Consider the following 17393-nt stretch of genomic DNA (forward strand, 5'->3'; position numbering starts at 1 on the left):
CTCCACTAGGCGTCTTACCAGCGCCTTTGCCGTAGTCTCTGCCATTATTCACTCAGCAAGATTAAGGGTTCACTCATTCATCAGGACAAAGACTAGGACACGTCTCCCTTACACCGATAATTAGGGGTAAATGTGCCTATTCGCCGCTCTCAGTCCGCAATACAGGACAAATTTCCGGGGAAGATTACACCGTTGAAAGTACAAGATCGTCTTAAAAAAATGTGGGGTTCAGACTTCGTTATCAAGCGAAGCTGGCATCCCAAGGTTCAGCGCGCCCTTTACTTTGGCGATTTTTTCGCCATTGCTGTTGCGGTTGTCGCTGCGCATCTGATTCGTTTCGGGTGGGAAAATGCTGACCTGCCCTATGTGAACGTTTGGCCTATTAATGTTCTCGATGGCCGCGTACCCGCGATGGACTATATCTTCTTGGGTATTGGCCTGACCATTGGCTGGTGGTTTATTCTCCAGGTGAATGGCTCCCGTAGCCTGCGCATTATGGGTTTCGGTACTGAGGAGTACCGCCTCATTACTCGCGGCAGTACTTATTTCTTCTGTCTGCTGATTATTGTGGCGTTCTTCCTCAAGGTTGACGTCACCCGCATGTACCTGCTGATTGCTTATCCGCTGGGCCTGTTCTTCCTGCTGATGGAGCGTTGGGTTATTCGTCAGGGCCTGGTGCGTTCGCGTACTCGCGGTCGCGCGCTGACTCGCGTCATGATTATTTCTGATGTGACGACCGGTCAGCACCTGTACAAGAATTTGAAGGATGTGGTTGCTTCCGGTCTGTCCCCCGCTGCGTTCTACCTGCCCGGTTTCACTCCCGGTACTACTGTTGCTGGTGCGCCGATTCCGGTGCTTGGTTACAGCACTTCTCCGGCTGACATTATGGAAGCTATCCGCGAGAACGATATTCACATGGTCGCTGTTACGAATGGCCACCATTTGAGCCCGGACCAGGTTCGTCTGCTGGGTTGGAAGCTGGCGGATGCGCATATTTCGCTGATTATGGCTCCGGCTACGACCGATATTGCTGGTCCGCGTATGCACATGCAGCCGCTGAACGGTCTGCCGCTGGTGCACGTGTCGACTCCGCGTATTACCGGTCTGTCGGCGTTCTTCAAGCGCGCCGTGGACGTTGTGTCCTCGGGTCTGGGTTTGATTCTGCTCTCTCCGCTGTTCCTGGTGGTTGCTCTGCTGGTTAAGCGTGATGGCGGCCCGGTCTTCTTCCTTCAGAACCGTGTGGGTCTGAACGGTGAGCTTTTCAAGATGGTGAAGTTCCGTTCGATGCGTACTGATGCTGAAGAGGTTAAGAAGCGCCTCATGGAGCAGAACGAGGGTAACGGCGTGCTCTTCAAGATGAAGGACGACCCGCGTATTACCCCCATCGGTAAGTTCATCCGTAAGTACTCGATTGATGAGCTGCCTCAGCTGTGGAACGTGTTCATTGGCGATATGTCGCTGGTGGGTCCGCGTCCTCCGCTGGTTGAGGAAGTTGAGCAGTACGAAGATATTGCGTACCGCCGCCTTCTGGTGAAGCCGGGTATTACCGGCCTGTGGCAGGTTTCGGGTCGTAGTGACCTCTCTTGGGAGGAGTCGGTTCGTCTGGATCTCTACTATGTTGAGAACTGGTCGCTTACCGGTGACTTCATTATTCTTCTGCGTACTGTCCGTGCGGTTTTCGCTAAGGAAGGCGCGTACTAAGAAAGATGGTGGGAGTTTCTCCCGCCGATGCGTATGCCGGTTTTTAGTGATGCTGTCCCGGCACAGGCAGCTCGGTATCGTGCATTGATGTAAACGCGTTGAAGGGGCGTGAATCCATTTCCGATGGATTCACGCCCCTTCTGCATACCCAGGGTGTCTGGGGGCTTTTCTCTTCGTCTTGAGACGAGTGTCAGAGCTTCAGTGTGCTAGCTTTGTTCCCGCTCCCCTATTCTGCGATGAGTCGGGCGATAACTTCGGGGAGCATCTCCGCGACGCGGGTTGCGGGTGCCGGGCCGGGCCGGGCGTCCTTGACGCTTCCGGTGGCGCTGGCGCGTGCGGCTTCGCCGTGCAGGTAGACGGCGAGCGCACCGATGGAGGCGAAGGTGCAGCCTTCCAGCGCTTCTCCGCGAGCATCGAAGGCTGCTACGGTCTGGGCGAGCAGTGCTCCGTAGATGCCGGTGAGGGTGTCTCCGCTGCCTGCGGTGGCGAGCCAGGGGCTTCCGCCAGCAACGCTGTAGGTGGCGCCGTTGGGCGCCGCGATGAGCGTGTAGCCGCCCTTGAGCATGACGGTGGCGCCGGAGAGTTCGGAGGCGGCGCGGGCCCATCGGAAGGGCTCTGCGTCGATGTCCTTGCGGCTGGGTACGATGGCGTCGCCCAGGTGCTTTGTCCAGGTTTCGGGGGCGAGCTCGTGCACGATGCGCAGGAAGCGTTCGAGTTCTGCCGCGTGCGGGGTGAGAATCTTATGGGAGCCGAGGTGCTTGCCGGTTGCCATGTATTCTGCCGCCAGGTCGCAGGCGCCCGCGTCGAGGATGGCGGGTTCGGGCGAGTGGAGCAGGTAGCGGTTCTTATCCAGCGAGTCGTGGCTGGATCCTGAGCCGCCTGCCCAGACGGTGACCCTCTGCAGGGCGGGTGCGCCGCTGAAGTAGACGGTTTCGGGGTTGTGGGCGATCATGAGCTGGCGCAGCTCGTGGGAGTTGGCGTTGAAGCGAACCATACCCACGCCGGTGTTGAGAGCGGCACGCACGCTCATGAGGGCTGCGCCGGGGTATTCGAGGCTTCCGGTGAGCATGCCGAGTACGCCGCGGGTGTACTTGTGGGAGTGTTCGTCGGGTACTTCGATAAGCTCGCGGTAGTCTTCGCGCTCGAGGACGCGCAGGGCAGGCTTGTGGGAGTTGAGGGCTTCGGGAACGCCCAGGTCGTAGAGTTTGATGTCTCCGGAGTGGACGCTGTGGCAGGTGCCTGCCGGTAGCTTGTGGCCGATGAAGGTGACGGTGCGATCGGCGCGCAGGGAGGGTTCGTGCACGGTTCCGCGGTTGTTGTCGACTCCGGAGGGGGTGTCTACGGCAAGGACTGCGCCGAGCTTACCGTCGAGCTGCGCTGCACGGAGTACGCCCAGGTATTCGCCGGCGCTACCGCGTACGGCACCGCTGGAGCCGGTACCGAGGATGCCGTCAATGGTCAGGTCGTAGCCGGTAAGGTGTTCGAGGGTGTGTTCGGGGTCGAGTACGCGGGTGCCTTCGCCGCCTTCTCGGGCGATGAGTTCGAGGTTCTTTTCGCTGGGGTCAAAGATGACGGCATCAACGCGGTGGCCTTTGGCGCTGAGGCGGGCGCCGGCGTAGATGGTGTCTGCGCCGTTGTTGCCCGGACCGATGAGCAACAGGATTTTGGCATTGTCCTTGCCGCGGAGCAGGTCCTGTGCTTCGGCCGCGACGGCATCTGCGGCACGTTGCATGAGGTAGCCGTCGTAGTCGGCGGCTTCGATGTAGGGCTTTTCTGCTTCGCGTACCTGGGAAGCAGTGTAGATGAGCTTCATTGCTGTCTCCTTGGGTGGCACCGTGCGGGCCTTAGGGGTCACCTGGTGTGGTGTTGGTGTGGCTCTGCGTTAGTCCTCGGTGTCGTCACCGGCGATGACGCTGAGTCGGTAGCTTTCGGGGTTGAACTTTTGCAGGTGCGCCAGTTCTGCATCGCTGAGGTATTCGGCGGTTGCAATGGCGATGGCCATGGGTTCGTCGTGGGTCAGCGAGAGGTGAATGCGGTTGATGCCAAGTTCTTTGGCTCGGCGGGCGATGGTGCCCTGAATGATGAGGTAGGGCTGACCGCTTTCGGCGGTGGCGACTTCGCAGTCTTGCCAGTTGAGTCCGGCGGGTGCTCCGAGTACTTTTGCGACGGCTTCTTTGGCAGCAAATCGTACGGCTTGGGAGCGCACGTTCCGGGTGCGTTCGTTGGGGGTAAAGACGCGGCGAACGAAGGCTGGTGTTTCGGTGACGATTCGTTCGAATCGTTCGATGTTGACGGTATCTACGCCGATTCCCATGATCATGAGCTTCACCTTCTGCGCTAGGGGTGGTGCCGCGTCCTGTTTGCGGTTTCTCTTGTTTTAAGTCTAGCGAGATTCGTTTCTTTTGGGCGGTTTACCGTCAAATATGACGCCCGGTTGATGCCTGTTTCACAGTGTCCTATTTTTGTTGGACCATCCATGAATAACCGAGTGGTTAAACGACAAGGGCGGTGGTCGAGTTCTCTAAGAACTCAACCACCGCCCTTTCGTTATCGCTGAGGCGATTTCCGAGGATTACTCCTAAGGATTACTCCACGGTCACGGACTTTGCGAGGTTACGCGGCTGGTCAACGTCCAGGCCCTTAGCTTCTGCCAGTGCGCATGCGAAGATCTGCAAGGGCACAGTTGCCAGCAGGGGCTGCAACAGCGAGGGGCATGCCGGGACGGTGATGAGGCGGTCTGCGTAGGGCTTGACGGCCTCGTCGCCTTCCTCGGCGATGACGATGGTGAAGGCGCCGCGAGCGCGCACTTCCTGGATGTTGGAGACGACCTTGCCGTGCAGGGAGTCGCGACCGTTTGCGGAGGGAACCACTACGATGACCGGCTGGCCTTCATCGATCAGCGCGATGGGGCCGTGCTTGAGCTCGCCTGCTGCGAAGCCTTCAGCGTGGATGTAGGTGATTTCCTTGAGCTTGAGTGCGCCTTCCATTGCGACGGGGAAGCCCACATGGCGGCCGAGGAAGATCACGGAGGAGGCATCCTTCATTTCGACGCCCAGTTCCTTGACCTGGGTGTCGTTGTCGATGACCTTCTGAATCTTTGCGGGCATGTTCTGCAGCTCGGCGAGGATCGAAGCGATTTCGTCCTTGTACTTGTTGCCGCGCAGCTGTGCCAGGTACAGGCCGAGCAGGTATGCTGCGGTGATCTGTGCCAGGAATGCCTTGGTGGATGCCACTGCGATTTCGGGGCCCGCGTGGGTGTACAGGGCAGCGTCGGATTCACGGGGCAGGGTCGAGCCGTGGGTGTTGCAGATGGAGATAACCTTTGCGCCCTGTTCGCGTGCGTGGCGCACTGCCATCAGGGTGTCCATGGTTTCGCCGGACTGCGAGAGTGCCACGATGAGGGTCTTCTCGTTCACGATGGGGTCGCGGTAGCGGAACTCGTGTGCGAGCTCGACCTCGGTGGGGATGCGGCACCAGTGCTCGATGGCGTAGCGTGCCACCTGGCCTGCGTATGCTGCGGTACCACATGCAACAACGATGATCTTGTCAATCGAGCGCAGCACCGAGTCGTCGATGTTCAGCTCGTCGAGGGTGAGGTTGCCGTTCTCGTCAAGGCGGCCCATGAGGGTCTGCTCAACGGCTGCGGGCTGCTCGTGGATTTCCTTCTCCATGAAGGAGTTGTAGCCGCCCTTTTCGGCTGCTGCTGCGTCCCATTCGATGTGGAACGGCTTGCCCTCTGCGGGGTTACCTTCGAAGTCGATGATGGAGTAGTCAGTGCCGGTGATGGTCACGATCTGGTCCTGACCCATTTCGACGGCTTCCTTGGTGTAGTCAATGAACGCGGAGACGTCAGAGCCGAGGAAGTTCTCGTTCTCGCCCAGGCCGATAACCAGCGGGGAGTTGCGGCGGGTTGCCACAACGCGGTCCGGGTGGTCGGCGTGGATAGCCAGGATGGTGAATGCACCTTCGAGGCGGTTGGATGCTACGCGTACTGCCTCGGTGAGGTCACCGGTGCCGAGCTTGTTGTAGATGCTTGCGATGGTTGCTGCAGCTACCTCGGTGTCGGTCTGAGATGCGAACTCTACGCCTTCGGCGAGCAGTTCGGCACGCAGTTCTGCGAAGTTTTCGATAATACCGTTGTGTACGACGGCGAGGCGACCGTTGTCGACAACGTGGGGGTGAGCGTTGTTGTCAGTGGGTCCACCGTGGGTTGCCCAACGGGTGTGACCGATACCAATCTGGGAGTCAGGCAGGGGGTGTTCCTTGACCTCGTTCTCAAGGTTCAGGAGCTTACCAGCCTTCTTACGGAATACGATGCCGTCGGGGCACACGAGTGCCACGCCAGCAGAGTCATAGCCGCGGTATTCCTGACGGCGCAGACCTTCGAGGACCACATCGTATGCGTTGTGGTCAAACTTGTTACCGTCCGGAGCAGTGTCCAGACCTACATATCCTACGATTCCACACATGCTATAAGTTTATCCCACAAGTATCCGAATATGTGCACGGTGAAATACCGTTATGCGTCACGTTTAATGTGGCTTTCCTAGCTTTTCAGGTTTTACCCTTTTCTTTCCATCAATTTATTTCTTCGCACAAACCATGAGAGTAGATATTTTCCCCGCGGGCTGAAAGTTCGTACACTTAGATAAATGAGCACCGCACCGTATTTTTCTGGCGATGACCGCTTCATGCATCTTGACCGTTCCCGTTGGTCGCACCTAGCCGATGAGATTTCTGTCCCCCTCAGTGCTGAGGAAATTGAGTCTCTTCGAGGCCTGGGTGAAACTGTCGACCTTGAAGAGGTGCAGCGTATTTATCTGCCGGTTTCTCGCCTTCTTAATCTGTATGTAACTGCCGCATCCTCGCTGAACCATATGACGAATGATTTTCTGCATGTGTCTCAGCGTCGCGTCCCGTTCATTATTGGTGTGGCGGGTTCTGTTGCTGTGGGCAAGTCGACGACGGCTCGTATTTTGCAGGCTCTTTTGAGCCGCTGGCCTTCGACTCCGAAGGTTCAGTTGGTGACTACGGATGGTTTCTTGTACCCGAATGCGGAGCTTCAGCGTCGCGGCATTATGCACCGTAAGGGTTTCCCGGAGTCTTATGATCGCCGTGCCCTGTTGAACTTTGTGTCGCAGGTGAAGTCCGGTGCCGAGCGTGTGGTGGCGCCGAAGTATTCGCATCTGTATTACGACATCATGCCGGATGAGCATATTGAGGTCACCGCACCGGATGTTCTGATTCTTGAGGGTTTGAATGTTTTGGCGCCTTCTCAGGCTGAGGGTCCGGAGACTTCCGATCTGACGCTGAGTGATTTCTTTGATTTCTCTATTTATGTGGATGCCCGCACTGAGGATATTGAGCGCTGGTATGTGAATCGTTTCTTGACGCTGCGTTCTTCGGCTTTTGCGAATCCGGAGTCGTATTTCAAGCGTTATGCGGAGCTGAGCGATGAGCAGGCGGTTGAGGTAGCGACCGGCATTTGGAAGAGCGTGAATGAGCCTAATCTGGTGCAGAATGTTTTGCCGACTCGTGCTCGTGCGCATTTAATTCTGCAGAAGGGTGCCGAGCATACCGTGGAGCAGGTTCTTCTGCGTAAGAACTAGAGGTTCTTTAGGTTTTTAGTGTTCGTGTGCGGCTTTTAGCCGGTATTGTGGTGCATTCTAGTAGAAGGCGCCGGAGGCTCCACTCCCTCGCTGGGTGGGTTTAGGCTTCCGGCGCTTTTTGTTTGCATCTACGCCATGATGAGGAGTTATTGTGTTGTCTCTGCACCGTACGTCTACCGCTCAGGAGTCTCTTAATGGTTCTGCGGTAAACCGCCGCACCCTCTTGGGTGCCGCTTTGGGGGTTGGCGGTACCGCACTATTGGCGGCTTGTGGTTCGCAGGGTGGCTCGCAGGGTCAGGGTGCCGCCTCGTCATCTTCTGCAGCGAGCGCTTCTGCCTCTGAGTCTGCGACGGCTTCGGCGGCTTCTTCTAGTGTCTCTTCCACTGCGGCAGCCTCTTCTGCCGCGCCCTCCCCTGTTGCTTCTGCAACCGGTGCTTCTGCCAGCGCTTCGACTTCTGCGAGCGCGTCTTCTACCCCGTTGGCTCTTGCTCAGCCTAGTGTTGAGTCTCAGCCGGACTCGTTGCGTTGCCTCGTAAATAAGATGCGCCCCTTTGAGCAACAGGACTGGGAGCCGAGTGACCTGGTGGAGTTCTACGGTCATCAATTGCGTGCTGAGGCGGCTAAGGCGGCGGACACGATGATTGATGCGGCGGCGACCGACGGCGTGACTCTGCTTGTTTCTAGCGCGTATCGTTCGTATGCGGTGCAGCAGCAGACCTATCAGTATTGGGTTTCGGTGAACGGTCAGCAGGTAGCGGACCAGTTGTCTGCGCGTCCCGGCTATTCGGAGCATCAGACGGGTTTGGCGATTGATTTTGCCTCTCCTGAAGGTTGCCGCTTGGAGGAGTGTTACCGCGATACGCTGGCTGGTCAGTGGTTGGCGAAGAATGCTCCGCGTTACGGATATATTTTGCGTTTCCCTGATGGTCGTCAGTCGGTGACCGGTTATCGTTTTGAGCCGTGGCATTACCGTTATGTGGGTGTGCAGATTGCTCAGGAGTATGTGTCTTCGGGTGCGAAGACTTTTGAGGAGTTTATCGGTACGGGTGCGGCACCCGATTATGCAAGTGCGAGCTAGGCTCTGGGCTAAGCTTTCAGCTTTGCCAGGTGCGCTAAGCGGTGATGTGTGTCGTATTTCTAGGTTTCGTACCGGGAATAAATAGGCACAGTAGATGCATATTTTTTCGCGCACACACCCCGTAAATCCGCGGTTTTTCGCAGGTTTCAGAGATTCTTACTCATACTTTATGTGACCTAGACCTTAAGTATTGGGCACCACAGAACTACTGTGAAGAAAAACACATGCTTTACAACGAAAATTTTCTCAAGATACTGCTTTTTGAACACCTAAAAGGCGTTATTCTATATCTCATGCTTAAGGGTTTTAAAGATTTTCTGATCCGCGGTAACGTCATCGACCTCGCAGTTGGTCTGATCATGGGTACCGCCTTCACCGCTGTGGTGAACGCACTTGTCCAGTCCGTCCTGATGCCGGCTATCTCCATGCTGGTTAAGTCCCCCAACTTCGATGAATTCCTGGTCTTCGACCAGATCAAGGTTGGCGTGTTCCTGACCGCTGTTGTCAACTTCATCCTGATCTCAGCTGCTGTGTACTTCGCAGTTGTTGTGCCCGTTCAGAAGCTGACCGAGCTGGCTGCAAAGAACAAGGCTGAGGAAGAGGAAGAAGAGGAAGAGACCGAGATCGCACTCCTGAAGGAGATCCGCGACGCTCTGGCAAAGAAGTAATTTCTCTGCTCTCTACCACTAACCTTCAAACCCCCGCATCCCCCGTGGATACGGGGGTTTTCCGCATCCTTATCCCCTACGCCCGCCTAAGATAACGAAGAAGGGCTGGGAAGGTAACACCTTCCCAGCCCTTTCTCTATCCTCCATTCCGGTCTTCGCACCGGAAGAATACGTTTAGAGTGCCAATTCCTTAGCCACGACGTCAGCCAGCTGCTGAGCAACCTCATCAGCCTGCTCCTGGGTTGCAGCCTCAACCATCACGCGAACCAGAGGCTCAGTACCGGATGCACGCAACAGCACGCGGCCGCTCTCACCCAGTACGCCTTCAGCCTCGCTCACAGCGGTAGCGAGCGCCTCGTTGGTCTTGACCGCCGCACGGTCAACGCCCTTGACGTTGATCAGGCGCTGCGGGGTGGGCTGCATGCGGGATGCCAGCTCCGAGAGGGTCTGACCGCTACGAGCCACCTCTGCAGCCAGCTGGATGCCGGTCAGAACGCCGTCACCGGTGGTTGCGTAGTCGCTCATGATAACGTGGCCGGACTGCTCGCCGCCGAGGTTGTAGCCGTGCTCGCGCATAGACTCGAGGACGTAGCGGTCACCCACAGCGGTGCGGCCGAGGGTAATGCCGTGCTCGCGCAGGTACAGCTCCAGGCCCAGGCTGCTCATCACGGTTGCGACGAGGGTGTCCTTTGCGAGCTTGCCTTCGCGCTTAGCAGCAACAGCAAGGATAGCCATAATCTGGTCGCCGTCTACCAGGTTGCCCTTTTCGTCAACTGCCTGGCAACGGTCGGAGTCGCCGTCGTGGGCGATGCCGAGGTCCGCGCCGTGCTCAACGACTGCTGCCTGCAGCTTCTCGGGGTGGGTGGAGCCCACGCCGTCGTTGATGTTGGTGCCGTTGGGCTCTACAGCCAGTGCGATAACCTCTGCACCCAACGCTTCGAAGGCTGCGGGAGATGCTGCGTATGCCGCACCGTTTGCGCAGTCCAGAACAATCTTCATGCCGGCAAGGGGCTTGCCTTCGGGCAGGGTGGAGACCAGGTGCTTCACGTAAGCCTCGGTACCGTTCTCCAGGGGCTTGACGGTACCCACAGCACCACCGGTCGGGTAGCGGAAGGACTTCTCGCGATAAACGCGTTCAATGGCGTCCTCAACGGAGTCTTCCAGCTTCTGGCCGCCACGTGCCAGGAACTTAATGCCGTTGTCCGCTGCCGGGTTGTGCGATGCAGAAATCATCACGCCGAAGTCAGCACCGGTGTGTGCCACCAGGTAAGCTGCTGCGGGGGTGGGGACAATGCCGGCGTCCAGCACGTCAACACCTGCGCTAGCGAAGCCAGCCTTCATCGCAGAGACAATAAAGTCTGCAGAGGATCGGGAGTCATTTGCGATCACGGCACGGGGGCGTACGCCCTCTTCTACCGTGTCAAAGCCCAGCACAATAGAGGCCGCCTGCGCGAGCTCCATAGCCAGGGCGGGAGTAATTACATCGTTTGCCAGACCGCGTACGCCGTCGGTTCCAAAAAGTCGTTCAGTCACCCTTTTATTTTACGATGTGCATAACTCTCCTCAGGCGTATACACTGCATTTTCTTCAGAATCAGAAAGTGATTTTCAGCGGCTACATATGTGCTTCATAGCTAATGTTTCTGCAAACACGCAAAGGCGCCTGCTCTCTGTTCCCAGAGCGGGAAAAGAGAAGCAGGCGCCTTTATAGTGCACGCTGTTTGGCGGTTATATCGCCGCAGGGTTGAGTTGTTGCTCTCCCCTACCTATCAACGCTTACTTAACGACCGGGAAACCGTCGGGCGAGTCGCCGGACTCGTCCTCGAAGACGTCGGATGCGGAGCGGACAATCAGCGAATCGAGCTCGCCCACAACTGCCTCATCCTTGGAGGGGTAGTCGAACTGGGAGAGCACGTAACGCATTGCTTCCAGGCGTGCGCGCTTCTTGTCGTTGGACTTGATAACGGTCCAGGGGGCGTCACCGGTGTGGGTGTAGAAGAACATTGCTTCCTTCGCCGCGGTGTAGTCGTCCCACTTGTCCAGGGATGCCAGGTCGGTGGGGGAAAGCTTCCACTGGCGAACCGGGTCGGTACGGCGGGAGGTGAAGCGTGCGAGCTGCTCTTCGCGGGTGACGGAGAACCAGAACTTGATGATATGGATACCGGAGTTCACCAGCATGCGCTCCAGGTCCGGAACTTCGCGCATGAACTCGAAGTACTGTGCCTGGGTGCAGTAGCCCATAACGCGCTCAACGCCGGCACGGTTGTACCAGGAGCGGTCCATCAGGACGATTTCGCCGCCGGAGGGCAGGTGCTTGATGTAACGCTGGAAGTACCACTGGGTCTGCTCGATATCGGTCGGCTTCTCCAGTGCCACAACGCGAGCGCCACGGGGGTTCAGGTGCTCGGTGAAGCGCTTGATGGAGCCACCCTTACCTGCTGCGTCACGGCCTTCGAAGATGATGAGGATCTTCTGACCGGTGGACTTAGCCCAGAGCTGCAGCTTCAGCAGCTCAATCTGCAGGGCACGCTTTTCCTTCTCGTATGCCTTACGGCTGAGCTTGGTGTCGTAGGGATAACCCTTCTTCCATGCCTGCGAGGTTTCGTCGTCCTTCTTGTCCTTGCCGAGGGCGCGGGTGAGGGAAGCCATTTCGTCCAGCTCTGCCGAGTAGTCTTCGACAACGGAGGTGCGGCGTGCCTGGGGCTTCAGGGCTTCCTTGATGGCTTGTTTCTTCTCAGAACCGGTGTGTGCGTGTGCGCCTCCAGCGGCGTGCTGGTGGGCTTCAGTCTGAGGAGCCTCCACTGCCTTCTCTTCGGGCTGGGTGGAGGGATTCTGCTCTGCCATGAGTACTCTTTTCTTCCTGTCTGCTTTGACTCTTTAACTCTACCGGTGTGCTCTTCGATGAACAAACGTAACAGTTATATGCACCCTATAACCTTGTAACGCTCACGGTGAGCAGATACGCAAAACGCCCCGACTCTCCCGAAGGAGAAGCGGGGCGTAACGCTTCGTGAAAACCAGCGATTAACGCTTGGAGAACTGCGAAGCCTTGCGTGCCTTCTTAAGACCAGCCTTCTTACGCTCGATGACGCGTGCGTCACGGGTCAGGTAGCCAGCCTTCTTCAGTGCGGGGCGGTTGTTCTCGCGGTCGATCTCGTTCAGTGCACGAGCGATACCCAGGCGCAGAGCACCTGCCTGACCGGAGGGGCCACCACCGTTGATGCGTGCGATGACGTCGTATGCACCCTCGAGCTCCAGGAGCTTGAAGGGCTGGTTGACGTCCTGCTGGTGCAGCTTGTTGGGGAAGTAGTCTTCCAGGCTACGGCCGTTGATGGTCCAGTTGCCGGAACCGGGCACAACGCGAACGCGTGCCACTGCTTCCTTGCGGCGACCAACTGCTGCGCCTGCAACGGTCAGGGCCGGACGTGCTGCCTTAGCCGCTGCGGGGGCAGCGGACTCCGAGGTGTAGCTGGTCAGCTCTTCCTCGACTACGATCTGCTCTTCGTTCTGAGCCACGATTTCTCCTATTGTTTCTTCGTAGGCCCGAATTACTGGGCGACCTGGTTGAATTCGTAGGTCTTGGGCTGCTGTGCCGCGTGCGGGTGCTCGGGGCCAGCGTAGACCTTCAGCTTCTTGAGCTGCTGTGCAGCAAGCTTGTTCTTGGGCAGCATGCCCTTGACAGCCTTCTCAACCGCGCGAACGGGGTTGGTCTCAAGCAGCTCTGCGTAGTTCACGGACTTCAGACCGCCGGGGTAACCCGAGTGGCGGTATGCACGCTTCTGCTCGAGCTTTGCACCGGTCAGGGCGACCTTCTCAGCGTTCACGATGATAACGAAGTCACCGGTGTCAACGTGGGGAGCAAAAGTCGGCTTGTGCTTACCGCGCAGCAGGATAGCGGTCTGGCTTGCGAGGCGGCCGAGAACAACGTCGGTGGCGTCAATGACGTGCCACTGGCGCTCGACTTCGCCGGGCTTGGGAGTATAAGTGCGCAAAATATTGGCCTTTGTCTCGAAATGTACATACGGCGCTTAGTTGGGTATCGCGCCTTTTACTTACGTGCATGACGAACACCCGGGTGAGGACCGAGCTGCCGCCCGTTCTGCCCGTACTCTATACCGCCTTAACGTCCTGCAACTAGACAGCGATTTAGAGCGCGCTCGGGTAGAACACGCACAACATATCAAGACTATACAGGACGTCGAGTGCTTAATCCACCGCCAAAGCCTTAAAAATAGGGCTTTTTTGCCTTAAACACATTTTAAATTCCATCCGTGTAATTCCCCCGCGGTAGTTGCGCTCCCCCGCGGTGCTTCGTGGAGCATGAGCAAAGTGACGAGGTTCAATATGCACAGGGCGTTAAGCGCTCTGTGCTTCGTGGTCCTCGCGCTTTGCTCGAGCACGCTCCGCCTGCACACCGTAGAGCTCAGGAACAGGGTAGTAAATCTCAGCCAGAGCGAGCGCATGCGGAGGCGCCAGAGTCAGCGAAGCCTCGCGTCCCGGGTTCTCGATCCGCTCTCGCAGCCAGGCGGCGTCGCGTTTGCCCGTACCGTAGAGAACCAGCGCGCCGACAAGTGAACGCACCATGTGATGGCAGAAGGCGTCAGCCACTACGCGTACCTCAATCAGCCCGTTTTCAGTGCGGGTAAAGCTGAGTTCCCGCAGTTCACGAATGGTGGTCGCGCCTTCACGGGGTTTGCAGAAGGAGAGAAAATCGCGCAGGCCGAGTAGTTGCTGTGCCGATTCGTTCAGATCAACACAATCCAGGTGCTCGGGTACCGCCCAGGTGTAGGTACGGTGCAGGGGGTTAAGACCGTCCGCTGCACCATCTGCAATGCGGTAAACATAGCGGCGGCCGGTAGCTGAGAAGCGCGCATCAAAATCGAAGGGCACTTCGCTCACGCGGTGAATCTGAATAGCCCCCTGCAAAATACCGCGAACGTTCTTCGGCAGGTTGAGTTGTTCTTCCGCATCGTAAAGGCATCGCTGAAGAGCACCGGTGAGGCGGCGCCCCAGTGCAGCCGTCGGGTCATCTTCCCCGGTTCGCCCCTGCAGGCGAGTCCAGTCCTCATCACTCAGATCGCAATGTAGGGTCTGGGCTTCCGCATGCACACCGGCATCGGTTCGACCCGCGACCACCACGCGGTGAGGTACACGCAAAATCAGTTCAAGGGCGTTCTCAATGACTCCCTGCACGGTGACCAGGTTCGGCTGGGCAGCCCATCCACTGAAAAGGGAACCGTCGTAAGCGCAATCAATGCGCACGCGGTGCGTAGCGATGAAGAGCGGCTCTTCGTGATTCTCTAAAGCAGTAGCGTTATGCATTGTGTGCCTTTCAGCAGTAGCGGACGGTTGAAGAATACGGACCGGCTCTTGGATAGCGAATACGCAAAGAACCGTGTCCTCTTAAGTATGCAGATACACCAATCCGCCGCCCACAGCAGTGGACGGCGGATTGACATATTTAGGCTTAGCCTAGATCAGCTGGGATCCGTATTACTCGGAAACCTTCTGTGCTGCTGCGCCACCTGCGGGGGCGTAACCTGCAGCCTCTGCCGACTCAGCGGAGTCGAACCAGATTTCAGCCTTGGTGCTGGTGTACCAGCGGGAACCGGGCACGTGGTACTTCATGGAATCGGCGTTACCCTTAACCTCGAAGCCCTCGGGAGCCTCGCCGGACTCCAGGGGTGCGTGGGAACCTGCGGGCAGGCCCTCAGCTGCTTCAGCCTTGGGAGCCTCAGCTGCCTTCTCAGCAACCTTGGTTGCCTCAGCAACTGCACCCTTGGTTGCAACGGGCTCCATGACGAGCTCGATGACTGCCATGGGAGCGTTGTCACCCTTACGGTTACCGATCTTGATGATGCGGGTGTAACCACCGGGGCGCTCTGCCATTGCCGGAGCAATAACGGTGAAGAGCTCGTGCACGACGGACTTGTCGGTGATGGAACGCAGCACGCGACGGCGAGCAGCCAGGTCGCCCTTCTTACCGAAGGTGATGAAGCGCTCTGCCACCGGACGCAGGCGCTTTGCCTTGGTCAGGGTGGTGGTGATGCGCTTGTGCTGGAACAGCTGCGCCGACAGGTTGTTGAGCATGTGGCGCTCGTGGGTCGGGGAACCGCCGAGGCGGGGACCCTTAGTGGGAGTAGGCATAGTTAAATCTCCATAGTTGCGTTCCCTAACGCCCCAGCAGCGGAGCCTCTTAGGGAATCAAGTTTGACTGATCCCGGTGGAACCGGGTGAACTATTCGGTCGAAATTATTCGCCGGAACCGTCTTCGTCATCAAGCGGGCGTGCAGCAGGCTCGAAACCGGGAGGGGAGTCCTTCAGAGCCAGGCCGAGCTCGATGAGCTTTGCCTTGACCTCGTCAATGGACTTAGCACCGAAGTTACGGATGTCCATCAGGTCAGCTTCACTGCGGGTCACGAGCTCACCCACGGTGTGGATGCCCTCGCGCTTGAGGCAGTTGTAGGAGCGGACGGACATGTTCAGGTCCTCGATCGGCAGTGCCAGATCGGCGGCCATGGACTCGTCGGCGGGCGACGGGCCAACTTCGATACCCTCAGCTGCAATGTTCAGCTCACGTGCCAGGCCGAAGAGCTCGACCAGGGTGCTGCCTGCAGAAGCAACGGCGTCACGCGGTGCGATGGCTTCCTTGGTTTCGACGTCCAGGGTCAGGCTGTCGAAGTCGGTGCGCTGCTCAACACGGGTCGCGTTCACGCTGAAGGTAACCTTCAGAACCGGGGAGTAGATGGAGTCAACCGGAATACGGCCAATCTCGCCATCGCCGACCTTGTTCTGAGCTGCAGTCACGTAGCCGCGACCGCGCTCGATAACCAGCTCAGCGTTGAAGTTTGCCGAGGCGTTCAGGGTTGCCAGGTGCAGTTCCGGGTTGTGGATCTCCACGCCAGCGGGAACCTCGATGTCGCCTGCGGTCAGTTCACCTTCGCCCTGCTTGCGCAGGTAGGCCACGACGGGCTCGTCGTTCTCAGAAGAGATGGAGAGCTTCTTGATGTTCAAGATGATCTCAGTGACGTCCTCGGTCACGCCGGGAACGGTGCTGAACTCATGCAGTACGCCATCAATGCGGACGCTGGTAACAGCGGCGCCGGGGATGGAGGACAGCAGAGTACGGCGGAGGGAGTTACCCATGGTGTAGCCGAAACCGGGCTCCAGAGGCTCGATGGTGAAGCGCGAGCGGTTGGGCGCTACGACCTCTTCAGTCAGAGTGGGGCGCTGTGCAATAAGCACTTTGTTTCCTTTCGGTGAGCTCCGCTATATGAGCCCACAGGTTGGGGAAAACATATCTTAGGAAGCAGACGGGTGTCTGTGCTCTCCGGGTACAACTCCGTGGAGTGTACCCTTCGAGGGATTAGGTCAGAGACCTAATTAGACGCGGCGGCGCTTCGGGGGACGGCAACCGTTGTGAGCAACGGGGGTAACGTCCTGGATCGAACCGACCTCGAGGCCTGCAGCCTGCAGGGAGCGGATTGCGGTTTCGCGACCGGAACCGGGGCCCTTGACGAACACGTCAACCTTGCGGACGCCGTGCTCCTTGGCGCGGTTTGCAGCAGCCTCAGCAGCCAGCTGTGCGGCGTAGGGGGTGGACTTACGGGAGCCCTTGAAGCCCATGTCGCCAGCGGAGGACCAGGAGATCACTGCACCGGTGGGATCGGTGATGGAGACGATGGTGTTGTTGAAGGTCGACTTGATGTGAGCCTGACCAGCAACGATGTTCTTGCTAACCTTGCGGCGGTTGGTCTTACGAGCTGCCGCAGCGCGAGTCTTGGGAGGCATTTTTGATTCTCCTACAAAGGTTTACTTATACGTTGGTCGGATAGAGATATCCAACAGAGCAACGTGTCTTACTTCTTCTTACCTGCGACGGTACGCTTCGGGCCCTTACGGGTACGTGCGTTAGTCTTGGTGCGCTGACCGTGAACCGGCAGGCCGCGGCGGTGGCGCAGGCCCTGGTAGGAACCGATTTCAACCTTACGGCGGATGTCAGCTGCAACCTCGCGGCGAAGATCACCTTCAACCTTGTAGTTGCCTTCGATGAAGTCACGAAGTGCCACGAGCTCCTGGTCGGTCAGGTCCTTGACGCGGGTGTCAGGGTTGACGCCGGTAGCAGCGAGGGTTTCGTGTGCACGGGTCTTGCCCACGCCGTAGATGTAAGTGAGAGCAACTTCCACGCGCTTTTCGCGGGGAATATCAACTCCAGCGAGACGTGCCATACTGGCTTCTCCTTGTTGTTTTCCAGAGGTCTATAGCATCACTGCCCGGGTTGTTCTGACCCGGTCCCCGGCCTCTGAGTCCGGAGGTATCCGAAGTCGCCTCGTGGGCG

General features: G+C 58.0%; 16 protein-coding genes. 4 read left to right on the forward strand and 12 right to left on the reverse strand.

Annotated elements, in window-relative coordinates; all coding sequences use genetic code 11:
- Positions 1-219 precede the first annotated feature (219 nt).
- Positions 220-1701, forward strand: coding sequence for a sugar transferase (locus RQ593_RS03320; protein ID WP_070642928.1), 1482 nt, complete (start codon positions 220-222; stop codon positions 1699-1701).
- A 226-nt stretch (positions 1702-1927) separates the two neighbouring features.
- On the opposite strand, the gene RQ593_RS03325 is transcribed toward RQ593_RS03320, so the two are convergent.
- The 3 genes from RQ593_RS03325 to glmS form a co-directional block, all read right to left on the reverse strand.
- Positions 1928-3514, reverse strand: a complete 1587-nt coding sequence (locus RQ593_RS03325; RefSeq protein WP_070831736.1) for a bifunctional ADP-dependent NAD(P)H-hydrate dehydratase/NAD(P)H-hydrate epimerase — start codon at positions 3512-3514, stop codon at positions 1928-1930.
- A gap of 69 nt (positions 3515-3583) precedes the next feature.
- Positions 3584-4021, reverse strand: coding sequence for a holo-ACP synthase (locus RQ593_RS03330; RefSeq protein ID WP_070831739.1), 438 nt, complete (start codon positions 4019-4021; stop codon positions 3584-3586).
- A 265-nt stretch (positions 4022-4286) separates the two neighbouring features.
- Entirely contained in the window at positions 4287-6170 is a 1884-nt protein-coding gene (glmS, locus tag RQ593_RS03335; protein ID WP_049338090.1) for a glutamine--fructose-6-phosphate transaminase (isomerizing), read from the reverse strand.
- Between the two features lie 183 nt (positions 6171-6353).
- Between glmS and coaA the strand changes: the two genes are divergently transcribed.
- From coaA to mscL, 3 genes are all read left to right on the forward strand, one after another.
- Positions 6354-7310 (forward strand): type I pantothenate kinase, encoded by a 957-nt coding sequence (gene coaA / locus RQ593_RS03340; protein WP_005505041.1) that lies wholly within the window; start codon positions 6354-6356, stop codon positions 7308-7310.
- 151 nt (positions 7311-7461) lie between these two features.
- The gene (locus tag RQ593_RS03345) at positions 7462-8388 is read left to right on the forward strand and encodes a M15 family metallopeptidase (RefSeq protein WP_070666055.1); all 927 of its coding nucleotides are present in this window, start codon (positions 7462-7464) and stop codon (positions 8386-8388) included.
- 293 nt (positions 8389-8681) lie between these two features.
- The gene (gene mscL, locus RQ593_RS03350; protein WP_311449836.1) at positions 8682-9056 is read left to right on the forward strand and encodes a large conductance mechanosensitive channel protein MscL; all 375 of its coding nucleotides are present in this window, start codon (positions 8682-8684) and stop codon (positions 9054-9056) included.
- A gap of 174 nt (positions 9057-9230) precedes the next feature.
- On the opposite strand, the gene glmM is transcribed toward mscL, so the two are convergent.
- From glmM to rpsM, 9 genes are all read right to left on the reverse strand, one after another.
- Positions 9231-10589 (reverse strand): phosphoglucosamine mutase, encoded by a 1359-nt coding sequence (gene glmM / locus RQ593_RS03355; protein ID WP_049327570.1) that lies wholly within the window; start codon positions 10587-10589, stop codon positions 9231-9233.
- Positions 10590-10831: 242 nt separating this feature from the next.
- Entirely contained in the window at positions 10832-11899 is a 1068-nt protein-coding gene (gene ppk2, locus RQ593_RS03360) for a polyphosphate kinase 2 (protein WP_070687290.1), read from the reverse strand.
- A 180-nt stretch (positions 11900-12079) separates the two neighbouring features.
- Positions 12080-12571 carry a 30S ribosomal protein S9 gene (rpsI, locus tag RQ593_RS03365; protein ID WP_005505036.1) on the reverse strand — a complete coding sequence of 164 codons (492 nt, stop codon included), beginning with the start codon at positions 12569-12571 and terminating at the stop codon, positions 12080-12082.
- Between the two features lie 32 nt (positions 12572-12603).
- Complete coding sequence (gene rplM, locus RQ593_RS03370) at positions 12604-13047, reverse strand: 50S ribosomal protein L13 (RefSeq protein ID WP_005505035.1); 444 nt, start codon at positions 13045-13047, stop codon at positions 12604-12606.
- A 364-nt stretch (positions 13048-13411) separates the two neighbouring features.
- Positions 13412-14377 (reverse strand): tRNA pseudouridine(38-40) synthase TruA, encoded by a 966-nt coding sequence (truA, locus tag RQ593_RS03375; protein ID WP_070831742.1) that lies wholly within the window; start codon positions 14375-14377, stop codon positions 13412-13414.
- Positions 14378-14548: 171 nt separating this feature from the next.
- Entirely contained in the window at positions 14549-15202 is a 654-nt protein-coding gene (gene rplQ / locus RQ593_RS03380) for a 50S ribosomal protein L17 (protein WP_070633784.1), read from the reverse strand.
- Between the two features lie 105 nt (positions 15203-15307).
- Positions 15308-16300: a DNA-directed RNA polymerase subunit alpha gene (locus RQ593_RS03385; RefSeq protein WP_005505031.1), complete on the reverse strand. Its 993-nt coding sequence runs from the start codon at positions 16298-16300 to the stop codon at positions 15308-15310.
- 138 nt (positions 16301-16438) lie between these two features.
- Positions 16439-16846, reverse strand: coding sequence for a 30S ribosomal protein S11 (gene rpsK, locus RQ593_RS03390; RefSeq protein WP_005505028.1), 408 nt, complete (start codon positions 16844-16846; stop codon positions 16439-16441).
- A gap of 68 nt (positions 16847-16914) precedes the next feature.
- Positions 16915-17283, reverse strand: coding sequence for a 30S ribosomal protein S13 (gene rpsM, locus RQ593_RS03395; RefSeq protein WP_005505026.1), 369 nt, complete (start codon positions 17281-17283; stop codon positions 16915-16917).
- Positions 17284-17393 lie beyond the last annotated feature (110 nt).

Source organism: uncultured Rothia sp., assembly GCF_963507905.1.
Classification (GTDB): Bacteria; Actinomycetota; Actinomycetes; order Actinomycetales; family Micrococcaceae; genus Rothia.

Excerpts from the sequence above, each read along its gene's own strand:
- RQ593_RS03320 (WP_070642928.1), top strand. The coding sequence starts at position 220 with ATGTGGGGTTCAGACTTCGTTATCAAGCGAAGCTGGCATCCCAAGGTT.
- truA (WP_070831742.1), bottom strand. The coding sequence starts at position 14,377 with ATGCATAACGCTACTGCTTTAGAGAATCACGAAGAGCCGCTCTTCATC.
- ppk2 (WP_070687290.1), bottom strand. The coding sequence starts at position 11,899 with ATGGCAGAGCAGAATCCCTCCACCCAGCCCGAAGAGAAGGCAGTGGAG.
- RQ593_RS03330 (WP_070831739.1), bottom strand. The coding sequence starts at position 4,021 with ATGATCATGGGAATCGGCGTAGATACCGTCAACATCGAACGATTCGAA.
- rplQ (WP_070633784.1), bottom strand. The coding sequence starts at position 15,202 with ATGCCTACTCCCACTAAGGGTCCCCGCCTCGGCGGTTCCCCGACCCAC.
- rpsM (WP_005505026.1), bottom strand. The coding sequence starts at position 17,283 with ATGGCACGTCTCGCTGGAGTTGATATTCCCCGCGAAAAGCGCGTGGAA.
- coaA (WP_005505041.1), top strand. The coding sequence starts at position 6,354 with ATGAGCACCGCACCGTATTTTTCTGGCGATGACCGCTTCATGCATCTT.
- mscL (WP_311449836.1), top strand. The coding sequence starts at position 8,682 with ATGCTTAAGGGTTTTAAAGATTTTCTGATCCGCGGTAACGTCATCGAC.
- rpsK (WP_005505028.1), bottom strand. The coding sequence starts at position 16,846 with ATGCCTCCCAAGACTCGCGCTGCGGCAGCTCGTAAGACCAACCGCCGC.
- RQ593_RS03325 (WP_070831736.1), bottom strand. The coding sequence starts at position 3,514 with ATGAAGCTCATCTACACTGCTTCCCAGGTACGCGAAGCAGAAAAGCCC.
- glmS (WP_049338090.1), bottom strand. The coding sequence starts at position 6,170 with ATGTGTGGAATCGTAGGATATGTAGGTCTGGACACTGCTCCGGACGGT.